Here is an 11,870-nt window from a genome sequence, read left to right on the forward strand (position 1 = left end):
GAGACCCGGAGCCGGGTGGCATGGTTGACAGGCGATCGGCGCTGGATGGGGATGGCGAGCCTGCTCAAGGCCCTGCGTGGTCGACAGTCGGATGCGGAATGGCGAGCCTGCGGACTGCTGGTGGCCTGCGCCCTGGCGTTCAGCCTGATGACCGTGTGCGTGAAGCATCTCGGCGGTCGGCTGCCGGTAGCGGAAATCGTGCTGGTGCGTTCCGTGATCAGCCTGGCGATCACCCTCGCCATGCTCCAGCAAGCCCAGATCTCGCCCTGGGGACACCAACGCCCCCTGCTGATACTCAGGGGAGCCCTGGGCACCGGCGCCCTGCTGCTGTTCTTCGAAGCCCTGGCAAGGCTGCCCCTGGCCGCCGCCACGCTGATCCAATACACCTATCCAACCCTCACGGCGCTGACCGCCTGGCTGCTGCTCGGTGAACCCCTGCGCAAGCGCATCGGCCTCGCCGTGTTGCTCGGCTGGCTGGGGGTGACCCTGGTGGTGCAGCCCGAATGGATGGGGGAAACGGTGCGGAACCTGCCGCTGCTGGCGGTGCTGGTCGGCCTGGGAGGGGCCCTGCTCACCGCCCTGGCCTATGTGAGTGTGCGCCGCCTGTCGGTGCGGGAACACCCGCTGGTGATCGTGTTCTATTTCCCGTTCATCTCAGTGCCGGTGACCCTGCCACTGCTGTGGGGGCAGGGCGTCTGGCCCACCCTCACCGAATGGTTCTGGCTGATCGGCGTGGGGCTGTTCACCCAACTGGGTCAGGTATGGCTCACGGAGGGACTGGCGGTACTCCCCGCCGCCAGGGCGACCTCGATCAATTACGTGCAGGTGGCCTTCGCCACGCTCTGGGGTGTGTTGTGGTTCGCCGAACCGATCACGGGCACAGTGGTGATCGGGGCCGGCTGCGTGCTAGCCGCCACCCTGATCAGCCTGAGCGCGAGGCAGCCGCGCAGCCTTCAGGAAGGATCCAGCGGCAAAGGGTAGGTGACCCATTCCTGCGTGAGGCCATCAGACGATCCCACCGGCTGGGCCAGCCTCCAACTCTCTCCCCGTTCGCCTTGTTCCAGGAAGAGCTCGAAGGGGCTGTCGACCCGCACCCGATCACCGGGAAGCCGCCAATCGAAACGGCCGGTGAGATGAACGCCACGGTGCTCGCCCAGGCGGATGCTCTCCTGGTCTTCCAGCCGCACCCGGCTCACATCCGGATCCCCGGCGACATCGAGATCAAGGGAATGGGCGATCGCGGACTGCGTGAGTTGAATCTGCAGCCCGAGGGCGCTGAGCAGCACCGAGCGGGGCGGCTGGGAGCCACTACCGCAGGCGCTGAGACCGAGAAGAAGACACACACTGAGAAGCGGACCGAGCGATCGTTTCAGCAGCAAAGCCCTGGTGCGGGCCCAGGTGCGACTCAGCACGGAGACCCCCTGGGTGAACGGCGTCTGGTCGGGCAGCATGGGCGCAGGCGGGAACATCCCCATGATCGGCTGGCTGCAAGGGGATCGCATCGACACCTGGGAGCAGGGAACCCGGCGGGGCTGGCTGATCGCCTGTGCCGGCGTGGGCTACGAGGTGCAACTGTCGGAACGGCACATGGCCGATCCAGAGCAGCAACGCCAGGTGACCCTCTGGATCCACCAGGTGCAGAAGGAGGATGGCAGCAGTCTTTTCGGCTTTCCGGAACGGCGTGAACGCGATCTGTTTCGTCAGCTGATCAGCGTGAACGGTGTGGGACCGCAGGTGGGGTTGGCGTTGCTGGCGTGCTGGCGTGCTGATGAGCTGGTGAACGCGATCCTTGATGGTGATGTGCGCCGCCTGAGCCAGGCGCAGGGGGTGGGGAAGCGCACGGCCGAGCGTTTGGCCGTGGAATTGCGCGATCGCCTCGCCGCCTGGAGCCACCGCGTGGACGCGCCACTCTCCCTGGTGGACCGCCAGGACGTGCACGCCCTACCGATTACGGCCGATCCCCTGCAGGATCTGCAGCTCACCCTGACCAGCCTCGGCTATGAGGATCTGGAGATCCGTCGTGCCCTCAAAGCGGTGGCGACCAGCGCCACCAGCCCTGCGGCAACGGACGGGGAGGCCTGGTTGCGGGAATGCCTGCGCTGGTTGAGCCGAGAGGCAAGTTGAGGGATTCACAGAGAGGCGAGCTGATGAGGGGGCCGTCGAGGAGGTAAATTGGTTGTTTGCACTGTCAGGGCCAGACGCCGCGCATGTCGCTCGATACCACCGAAAAGCAGCAACTGATCAACACCCATCAGACGCACGCCACCGACACCGGATCGGCGGAAGTGCAGGTGGCGATGCTGACCGAGCGAATCTCCAAGCTCAGCAGCCATCTCCAGCAGAACATCCACGACTTCTCGTCACGCCAGGGCCTGCTGAAGATGATCGGACGCCGCAAGCGCCTGCTCGGCTATGTGCGTGGGAAGAGCGAGGAGCGCTACACCAGCCTGATCGCCAAACTGGGCATCCGCGGCTGATCCGCCGCGGTTCCGCCTCGCTCCCCTGCCTTGATGGCCGATCCACGCCGCCCCCTTCCTTTCGAGCCTCGTCGTGCCCCCGCTGCTGGCCCATCCAGCGGCAATGGGAAGCCAAGCAAGGCGAGCCAATCAGCGAAGGGTAGAGCGAACACTGAGGCAATCCCCAAGCACGTGGCCAATCGGATGGCACGCCGGGTGGCGATCGCCACGGGTGTGCCATCCGTGCTTGGCATGGCCGTGTTTGTGATCAGCTACTGGTTGGTGAGTCGAGGCATTCTCGATATTCCCCCCGGTGTCACCCTGCTCGCTTCCGGTGGCTGCTTTCTGCTGGGGCTGGTGGGTTTGAGTTTCGGTGTGCTCTCTGCCAGCTGGGAACCCGAGGCCGGAAGCCTGCTGGGGCTTGAAAACATTAAGCCCAATCTTCAACGCATGCGCAGCTCGATCAAAGCCCAGAAGAGCTGAATCAACTGAGCAGGGGATCGGTGCAACGCGCTGTGAAGGCCTTTGCAGACAGATCGCTGGCGGCCAGGGCCGCATCGCGCACACAGAACTGGGGTCCAAAGCGCACGTAACGCACCTGGGGTCCTTGGCGAACGGCCGCCACCACAGGAACGCGCACCCCCAACTCATCCTGTTGGGGCCGGTGCGACTGCAGGCATTCCCGCAGCCGGTGCTGCACCGCCACATCGCTGGCCTGGTCAGGATCAAGCTCCACAAGCAACAGGCGCAGATCATCGATGGCGCGGCAGTCGTCCACGATCAACTGAACCCGCTCATCGCGGCGATCCACCGCAGCCCACACCAGCAGACGGGCCTCGGCCATCAGGTGATCGGCCAGACGGGCATAACTCTTCGGGAACACCACGGCTTCGCAGCTGCCGGTGAGATCCTCCAGCTGCAGCACAGCCATGCGATCACCCTTGCGGGTGGTCACCTGACGCAGCTCACTGACCATCGCGATCGCACTGACCTTGGCCTTGTCGGCCTGCTCCTGCAGGCTTGCCAAGCCAATGGGAGCCAACAGCCTGGCCGGTGGCCTGAGCTGTTTGAGCGGATGGTCGGACAGATAAAAGCCCACCAGTTCCTTCTCAAGCCGCAGTTTTTCGGAGGGGTGGTAGTCAGGAACGGGGGCAGCCTTGGGGGCCAGGCTGAGATCCGCAGGGCCCGATCCCGCACTGTCTGCGGCGGACGCCATCAGATCAAACAAATTGCCCTGGCCGCTATCGCGATCCTTCGCGCGGGACGAGGCCCAATCGAGCAACAGATCAAGATCGGCGATCAACTGGGCCCGATTCGCCTCGGGCGCCAGGGCATCCATCGCACCGCAGTGAATTAAAGATTCAAGGCTGCGGCGATTCAGCACCGATGAGGGCAAACGGTCGCAGAGATCGGCCAACGACTGGAACGGACCATCCGTCTCACGGGAGGCGATCAGCTGCCGGATCGCACCGTCACCGAGATTGCGCACCGCGGAGAGACCGAAAAGGATGCGATCGCCGGTGGGAGTGAAATCGGTGCCCGATGCATTCACATCCGGTGGCATCACTTCGATGCCCATGGCATTGCAGTTCGCGATGTAGCGCTGCACCTTGTCGCTGGCACCGGCATTCACCGTGAGCAGGGCCGCCATGTAGGCCACTGGGTAGTGGGCCTTGAGATAGGCGGTTTGATACGTCACTGCGCCATAGGCCGTGGAGTGGCTTTTGTTGAAGCAATACTCCGCGAAGAGCACCATCTGATCAAACAGCTCATCGGCGACCTTGTCATCGACACCGCGTTCGCAGGCGCCCTTCACAAAAATGCTGCGGTGTTTCTGCATCTCCGCCACCTTCTTCTTGCCCATGGCGCGACGCAACAGATCGGCCTCGCCCAGGGAGTAACCGGCCAGATCCTGAGCGATCTTCATGATCTGCTCCTGATACACCATGATCCCGTAGGTTTCCTGAAGGATTGGCTCTAGCGATTGATGGGCGAAATCAATCGCCTCGCGCCCATGCTTGCGATTGATGAACTTCGGAATCAGGCCGGCATCGAGAGGGCCAGGGCGATAAAGCGCCAGGATGGACGAAATGTCCTCCAGCGACGAGGGCTTCAGATCGCGAACAATCTGCCGCATTCCCGTTGATTCGAGCTGGAAGATACCTTCCAGATCACCGCGAGCGAGCAGAGCAAACGTGTCGGGATCCTTGGCAGGCAGTTTATCGGGATCAATCCGTTCTCCCAGGCTGGTCTCCACCAGCTCGAGAGTTTTGTCGATCATCGTGAGATTTTTGAGGCCAAGGAAATCCATCTTCAGGAGTCCCATCGACTCCACATCCTCCATGAAATATTGGGTGATCACCTGGCCGTCGTTGTTGCGCTGCAAGGGCACCAGTTCATCCAGCGGGTCAGCGGCAATCACCACCCCGGCCGCGTGCACACCGAAGGTTTTATTGGTGCCTTCGATGCGCATGGCCATGTCGACCCAGCGCTTCACCACCGGATCCTTGTCATATTTGTCGCGAAATTCAGGATTCGGAGACTCTTCTCCAATCATCGCCTTGAGCTTGGCGGGCTTACCGCGCACCACCGGGATCAACTTCGCCAGTCGGTCGGCATCGCCATAGGGGATATCCAGCACCCGCGCCACATCCTTCAACACCGCCTTGGAGGTCATGCGGTTGAAGGTGATGATCTGCGCCACCTTGTCGTCGCCGTAGCGGCGGGTGACGTAGTCGATCACTTCACCACGGCGCTCAATGCAGAAATCGGTGTCGATATCCGGCATCGATTTACGCTCCGGGTTGAGGAAACGTTCGAACAGCAAGCCATTGCTCACCGGATCGATATTGGTGATGCCAAGGGCGTAGGCCACGAGAGAGCCTGCCGCAGATCCACGGCCCGGTCCCACCGGAATGCCCTGGTCGCGGGCAAAGCGGATGTAGTCCCACACCACCAGGAAGTAGGTGGGGAAGCCCATCTGCTCCATGATTCCCAGCTCATAGGTGAGCCGTTCGCCGTAGGTGGGGGCGATCACCGCATCGGCATCGAGCTCCAGGCGCTCGCGCAGGCCACGCTCCGACACCTCCCGCAAATAACTCACCGGGGTGTGCCCCTCCGGGATTGGGAACCTCGGCATCTGGTACCGGCCGAGAATGTCGTAATCCTCGACCTTGTCGGCCACCAACGCCGTGGTGGTGATCGCCTCCTGCACCACCTCCGGCGCGAGATGGTCAGCGAAGAGACGCCCCATCTCCTCTTCGCTGCGGATGTATTCCGTGCCGGTGTAGCGCAGGCGTTTCTCGTCGCTGATCAGCTTGCCGGTGAGCACGCACAACAGGGCGTCGTGGGCCTCCACGTCGTGGCGCGTGAGGTAGTGGGCATCGTTGGTGGCGATCAGACCGATGCCCAGCTCCTTGGCGATGCGCACGATCTCCACATTGACGATGCGGTCTTCGGGAGAACCGTGATCCTGAATCTCAAGGTAGAAATCATCACCGAACACCTCCTGATACCAACGGGCCACATCCCTGGCCACATCCGGACGACCACGCAAAATCGCCTGAGGAATCTCGCCGCCGAGACAGGCCGTGGCGATGATCAGACCTTCGCTGTATTGCTTGAGCAGGTGCTTATCAATGCAGGCCCGCGAGAAAATGCCTTTGCCGCGCATGCCGCGCAGATGACTGAGGCTGGTGAGCTTCACCAGATTGCGGTAGCCGGTGACATTCTTAGCCAGCACCACCAGGTGATAGCGCCGTTCTTTCTTCTGCTGGGGATCCTCGATCGAGCCGTTGATCACATACATCTCATTGCCGATGATCGGCTTGATGCCTGCGGCTTTGCAGAGTTTGAGCAGCTCGATCGCCCCATACATCACGCCGTGATCGGTGAGGGCCAGCGCCGGCATGCCCAGCTCCTTGCAGCGCTCCACCATCTGGGGCAACTGGGAGGCGCCATCGAGCAGGCTGTAGTCGCTGTGGTTGTGTAGGGGAACGAATGCCATAACCCCAGCCTAGGGGGCGGCGCAAGATAGGGGGTCAGGGGCTGAGGTCAGACACCAGATCTGGCGCCTTGACCGCCCCGGGGCTGGGTCAGCCCGGGATCAGGGCCCCCTCAGGACGATGCTGCATCACGGCCGCCGCCTGTTCGTATTGGTGGGCTACCTGCAGCAAACGGGGCTCCTCAAGCACATTGCCAATCAACTGAACACCGATCGGTAGTCCGGCTTCATCAAAGCCACAGGGAACGCTGATCGCCGGCAGGCCGGCGAGGTTGGCCGGGATGGTGAGCAGATCGGCCAGATACATCGCCAGAGGGTCATCGGCATGGGCACCGCGACGGAACGATGTGGTGGGAGCCGTGGGCGTCAGCAGCACATCCACTTGTCGGTAGGCCGCATCGAAGTCCTGACGGATCAGGGTGCGCACCTGCTGCGCTTTTTTGTAGTAGGCATCCACATAACCGGCCGAGAGGGCGTAGGTGCCGATCAGGATGCGGCGCTGCACCTCGGCCCCGAATCCTTCAGCGCGACTGCGGGCCGTCATGCCGGCCAGGCTGTCGGCGTCCTCGGCCCGATAGCCATATTTGACGCCGTCGTAGCGGGCGAGATTGGCGGACGCTTCCGAGGGGGCAATCACGTAATAAGTGGCAATGCCATCGTTGAAGCGAGGGCAGCTCACATCCACCAATTCGGCGCCGAGAGCCTGAAGCTGCTCCGCCGCGGCCATCACCGAAGCTTTCACTTCCGGATCCAGACCTTCCTGATCGAAGCATTCACGCACCAGGCCCACCCGCAGGCCATCGATCGGATCAGCCAGCGTGGCGCTGTAGTCGGGCACCGCTGCCCGCAGGCAGGTCGAATCGCGCGGGTCCGGGCCGGCCATCACCTGGAGCAGGGCGGCGGCATCGGCCACCGTTGTGGTGAACGGACCGACCTGATCAAGGGAGCTGGCAAACGCCACCAGCCCGTAGCGGCTGATTCGGCCATAGGTCGGTTTCAGACCCACCACACCACAGAAGGAGGCGGGCTGACGAATCGAGCCGCCGGTGTCTGAACCGAGAGCAGCCATGCATTCACCCGAGGCCAGCGCCGCCGCACTGCCCCCGGAGCTACCGCCGGGCACATGCTCGAGATTCCAGGGATTGCCCGTGGGACCAAAGGCGGAGGTCTCGGTGGATCCACCCATGGCGAATTCATCGAGATTGGTTTTACCGAGAAGCACGGCACCTGAGCGCCAGAGACGCTCGGTGACGGTGGATTCATAGGGCGGCACAAAGTGCTCCAACATCCGGCTGGCGCAGGTGGTGCGCACACCCCGGGTACAGAGGTTGTCTTTGATGGCCAAGGGCACGCCGGCCAGCGGCGGCAGAGTCTCACCTGCCTGACGTGCCGCGTCGATCCGATCCGCATCGGCACGAGCCCTCTCGGCCGTCACATCGAGAAAGGCGTGGAGGCTGGGATCCACCGCAGCTATCCGGGCCAAATGATGATCGGTGAGCTCCCGGGCGGACACCTCACCAGATTCAAGTTGCTGACGCCACTCGGCGATCGCCATCGGCAGGGCTGTGATGCAGTTGCGACGCTATCAGCCGTTGTCGACCGCAATGGTGAAGGGTTCACCGCGACGGCAGCGCAGCAGGCTGTGATCGATGGACTGAGGCGATTCGGAGGAGACATCCTCCAAGAACGCCGGCAGTTCCCGCTCCAGGCTGGTGCGGGTCACAAACGGACCGAACCAGTAGGTGACATCGGGGCCATGGGTCTGAATTCTTGCCCACCAGGCCATGCCGAGGCCGTTGGCAAGGGTGCGCAGCGGCCGAATCAGGGGGCCCATGGAGCGGGTGGCATGTCTTCGTCATTTTGGCCCGATTCCGCGGCGATGGGACCCGCCGATCCGAGGAAAACAGCGGATCGGATCCGAATCAGAGCTCGATGCTGCCGTCAAACACAGCTGGCGAAGGGGCCGAAGCGTTGTCTTGCTCCGTCCGATTCAGATCGAGGTGCACCACGTCTGCCGATAAACCCTCTGCCGGTGAAGACTCGGGCGCTGGCGCCTCGGGGTTGGGCGCCTCGGGGTTGGGCGCCTGGGCGGCGTTGCTGAAGCGGGGGCGCCGGATCGCAGGGGAGGGGGCCTGACCGCGCAGATCCTTCATCCAGCCGCGGCGGGCAACCTCGTAGAGGCACAGTGCCGTGGCCACCGAGGCATTGAGACTCGGGGTGATCCCGCGCAAAGGAATGCGGATCAGTTGATCGCAGTGACGACGAGTCAACAGCGAGAGGCCATCACCCTCCGAACCGGTGACCACCACCAGGGGCCCCTCCAGATCAGCCTCGGCCAGGGTCAGATCCCCCTCTTCAGCCAGACCGACCACCCGATACCCCGCATCCTTCAGGCTTTCGAGGGAACGATTCAGATTCACCACCCGGGCAACGGGAAGGTGTTCCAGCGCCCCAGCCGCCACCTTCGCCACCGATCCAGTCAGACCGGCACTGCGTCGCTGGGGCAACACCACACCGTGGGCGCCGAGAGCCTCGGCAGATCGAACAATCGCACCCAGGTTGTGGGGATCGGTGAGGCCATCAAGAGCCAGAAGAAGGGGGGGTTCCCCCAGGGAGGCACAACCTTCGATCAGGGTCGGGAGATCGAGGGTTTCCGCAGCGGCGGTCTGCAGGGCGATGCCCTGATGCACCGCACCGCCGGTGATCTGGCCCAGCCGGGCCCAGGTGACCTCTTCCACCAGCACTCCAGAGGCCTTCGCCTCCCGCAGCAGGCCCATGAATCGAGGCGCACTGCGCATGTCGGAGGTGCACCAGATGCGATGAATCGGCCGTCCCGCCTCCAGCGCGGCCTGGGTGGCGTGTCGACCCCAGAGCAGATCATCGGCCGGCGGCTCGGCCGCATGGCTGCTGGCTTCAGGCGCAAGCGCAGGCGCAGCGGCGCGCTCCGGTGGGGTCCAACCGGCACGCTGGGGTCCGCGGCGGTAGTCGGGGCGGGAGCGTTCTGGGCGAGAAGACATCGGCTTGCGCTGATCCCGATCAAAGCGACCTGTTCGATCAGAACGGCCCTCTTGATTCCAACGCGGCTCCCGCGGGGAGTGCTCCTCTCGGTTGAAGCGATCGGGGCGGTCACGCTCCGGGCGACCCCGATCGAATCGATCGCGACTGGGGCGCTCCCGAAACGAGCGTTCGCGATCCGGGCGCTCCCGATCCGGGCGACCTCGGTCGGCACGGTCGCGGCGATAGCGGTCCTCGCGGCGGCCATCGCTGGGCGGTCGGTCATCGCCCTGGCCAGCCCCATCGCGACGGCTGCGGTAAGGACGACTGGAGCGACCCGCTCCTCCTGGCGAACGGCGATCAGAACGGAAGCTCATGGGCAGAACGGTCTATGGCAGGGCGGTGTCGGTCTCCTCGAGTCGATCCAAAAGCTCGGCAAGCCGCGCCGGATTCTGCAAAAAGAGCCAGCCCACCATTGTCTCAAATCCCGTGGCCCGGCCATAAATCGACGCCTCACCGCGCCGGGGCCCACGACCGGCGCGATTCCGCCCCCGGCGCACCCAATCCCTCTCCTGGTCGGTGAGCAGGGGATCAAGCCGCTCGAGCAGATCGGCCTGGGCTGCTGCTTTCACCTCCGCCACCACCGCCCGATGCAGGTCATCGGAGCGTCCCGGACGCCGGCAGTGGCGCAAGCGCTGATGCAGTTCCCACACCGCATCACCCAGCCAGGCCAGCTGAAGTGGCCCAAGACCATCGGCGATGCCGACCTGGGTCGCCTGGGCACGGATCCAGTCGCTCAAATCAAGCCGCCAGCTGATTCATGGCGCTCTCCAGATCGGGAACCAGATGGAGAAACTCCTCCAGACGCACCAGTTTCACCGTCTGAATCACCCGGGCATTGCCAACCACCAGGAAGCTGCGCTTCCCGTCGTTGCACTGCTTGGCGAGCTGCACCATCGCCCCCAGACCGGAGGAATCGATGAAATCGATCTTGCTCAGATCCACAACGACAGCAGACTTGTTGGTCTGCAGCACGTCGCCCACATAGGCCAGGAACTGCTTCTCGGAATAGGCGTCCAGCTGGCCGGTGAAATGGAAGACCAGGCAACGGTCCCGTTGCTCGAAACCGCCGCGCAGAGAAACGGTCAATCGCTGCAGTTCAGTGATGGAACCAGACCCCCTCGAAAGTGTTGTGCCGAAGTGTAGGGATCCTCACCGCAGAACACCACGATTCAGCGCCGTTCCGCCATCAACGCCACAAATCGAGCGAAGTGATGGTCGGCATCGTGGGGACCTGGACTGGCTTCCGGGTGGTACTGCACCCCGAAAACCGGTTGATGACGATGGGCCATGGCCGCCACGGTGCGGTCGTTCAGGTTGAAGTGGGTGATGGCGATCGCCTCAGGATCGAGCGATGCACCATCGAGAGCAAAGCCATGGTTCTGGCTGGTGATTTCCACCTGTCCGGTGGTGCCGCACGGATGGTTCAGACCACGATGGCCGTAAGTGAGCTTGAAGGTGGAGCCCCCCAGGGCGAGGCCGAGAATCTGATGGCCGAGGCAGATCCCGAACAAAGGCAGGTTCTTCTCAGCCAGCAGGTCGCGGGCCAGGCCGATGCCGTTGGTCACAGCGGCGGGATCACCAGGGCCGTTGGAGAGGAACACCCCTTCGGGCTGTTGGGCTAGCACCGTGGCTAGATCGACATCGGCAGGCATCACGGTCACATCGCAGCCATGGCCCACCAACCGATCGAGAATCGCCCGCTTGATGCCGAAATCGATCGCCACAACGCGATACCGCTGGGAGGGCGAGGGCTGCAACCGCTGATCAAAGGCGGCCGAACAGGCGCTTGTCCAGGTGTAGGGATGCTCGGTGGAAACCTGATCGGCCAGGTTCAACCCCTGCATCGACGGAGCGGAGCGCACGGTGTCGAGCAAAGCCTGGGGCGACTGCCCATCACTGCTGATGACGCCATTCATGGCACCGGTCTCGCGCAGATGACGCACCAGGGCCCGTGTGTCGATGCCATGGATGCCCACCACACCATGGGCGTCGAGCCAGTCGGGCAGCGTCTGATGGCAGCGCCAGTTGCTGGGACGGGGTGCCAGCTGCCGAGCGATCAGTCCTCGGGCGTGGGGCCTCTCCGCCTCCTGATCGTCTGGATTGACGCCGGTGTTGCCCAGTTCGGGATAGGTGAATGTGACCAGCTGGCCGGCATAACTGGGGTCGGTCAGCACCTCCTGGTACCCGGTCATGCCGGTGTTGAACACCACTTCGCCCACCACCGACCCCCGGGCACCGCAGGCCAGCCCTTCAAACACGGTGCCATCGGCCAGAACGAGTCGCGCCGTCGCTCTGGCCTGAGCGCCTGAATCAGCAACAGTCATCGGCAGCGCGCTCCCTTCGGCGACAGTCGT

Annotated in this window: 12 protein-coding genes; 4 read left to right on the forward strand and 8 right to left on the reverse strand. The window is 63.6% G+C overall.

The window, feature by feature from the left end; all coding sequences use genetic code 11:
* Positions 1–51: 51 nt before the first annotated feature.
* The gene (locus SynWH8101_RS08115; protein ID WP_130130431.1) at positions 52–981 is read left to right on the forward strand and encodes a DMT family transporter; all 930 of its coding nucleotides are present in this window, start codon (positions 52–54) and stop codon (positions 979–981) included.
* On the opposite strand, the gene SynWH8101_RS08120 is transcribed toward SynWH8101_RS08115, so the two are convergent.
* Positions 954–1,451 (reverse strand): hypothetical protein, encoded by a 498-nt coding sequence (locus SynWH8101_RS08120; protein WP_174719509.1) that lies wholly within the window; start codon positions 1,449–1,451, stop codon positions 954–956. The two genes, SynWH8101_RS08115 and SynWH8101_RS08120, sit on opposite strands and share 28 nt — an antisense overlap.
* Before the next feature lie 22 nt (positions 1,452–1,473).
* Between SynWH8101_RS08120 and ruvA the strand changes: the two genes are divergently transcribed.
* The 3 genes from ruvA to SynWH8101_RS08135 all read left to right on the forward strand — a co-directional run bounded on the left by ruvA (position 1,474) and on the right by SynWH8101_RS08135 (position 2,939).
* A complete protein-coding gene (gene ruvA, locus SynWH8101_RS08125) occupies positions 1,474–2,124 on the forward strand; it encodes a Holliday junction branch migration protein RuvA (RefSeq protein ID WP_130129331.1) in 651 nt (216 codons plus the stop codon).
* A gap of 83 nt (positions 2,125–2,207) precedes the next feature.
* Positions 2,208–2,477, forward strand: a complete 270-nt coding sequence (rpsO, locus tag SynWH8101_RS08130) for a 30S ribosomal protein S15 (protein WP_007102254.1) — start codon at positions 2,208–2,210, stop codon at positions 2,475–2,477.
* A gap of 33 nt (positions 2,478–2,510) precedes the next feature.
* Positions 2,511–2,939 carry a PAM68 family protein gene (locus SynWH8101_RS08135; protein WP_130129332.1) on the forward strand — a complete coding sequence of 143 codons (429 nt, stop codon included), beginning with the start codon at positions 2,511–2,513 and terminating at the stop codon, positions 2,937–2,939.
* Between the two features lies 1 nt (position 2,940).
* On the opposite strand, the gene SynWH8101_RS08140 is transcribed toward SynWH8101_RS08135, so the two are convergent.
* From SynWH8101_RS08140 to carA, 7 genes are all read right to left on the reverse strand, one after another.
* Positions 2,941–6,462: a DNA polymerase III subunit alpha gene (locus SynWH8101_RS08140; RefSeq protein WP_130129333.1), complete on the reverse strand. Its 3,522-nt coding sequence runs from the start codon at positions 6,460–6,462 to the stop codon at positions 2,941–2,943.
* Between the two features lie 88 nt (positions 6,463–6,550).
* On the reverse strand, positions 6,551–8,014 hold the full coding sequence (gene gatA, locus SynWH8101_RS08145) for an Asp-tRNA(Asn)/Glu-tRNA(Gln) amidotransferase subunit GatA (RefSeq protein WP_130129334.1): 1,464 nt from the start codon (positions 8,012–8,014) through the stop codon (positions 6,551–6,553).
* Positions 8,015–8,044: 30 nt separating this feature from the next.
* A complete protein-coding gene (locus SynWH8101_RS08150) occupies positions 8,045–8,293 on the reverse strand; it encodes a DUF1816 domain-containing protein (RefSeq protein WP_130129335.1) in 249 nt (82 codons plus the stop codon).
* A gap of 88 nt (positions 8,294–8,381) precedes the next feature.
* Positions 8,382–9,830, reverse strand: coding sequence for a 23S rRNA (guanosine(2251)-2'-O)-methyltransferase RlmB (gene rlmB, locus SynWH8101_RS08155; protein WP_130129336.1), 1,449 nt, complete (start codon positions 9,828–9,830; stop codon positions 8,382–8,384).
* A gap of 12 nt (positions 9,831–9,842) precedes the next feature.
* On the reverse strand, positions 9,843–10,253 hold the full coding sequence (locus SynWH8101_RS08160; RefSeq protein ID WP_130129337.1) for a ribonuclease III domain-containing protein: 411 nt from the start codon (positions 10,251–10,253) through the stop codon (positions 9,843–9,845).
* Position 10,254: 1 nt separating this feature from the next.
* Positions 10,255–10,602, reverse strand: a complete 348-nt coding sequence (locus SynWH8101_RS08165; protein ID WP_130129338.1) for an STAS domain-containing protein — start codon at positions 10,600–10,602, stop codon at positions 10,255–10,257.
* Positions 10,603–10,685: 83 nt separating this feature from the next.
* A complete protein-coding gene (gene carA / locus SynWH8101_RS08170) occupies positions 10,686–11,840 on the reverse strand; it encodes a glutamine-hydrolyzing carbamoyl-phosphate synthase small subunit (protein WP_130129339.1) in 1,155 nt (384 codons plus the stop codon).
* Between the last annotated feature and the right edge of the window lie 30 nt (positions 11,841–11,870).

Source organism: Synechococcus sp. WH 8101 (assembly GCF_004209775.1).
Classification (GTDB): domain Bacteria; phylum Cyanobacteriota; class Cyanobacteriia; order PCC-6307; family Cyanobiaceae; genus Synechococcus_C.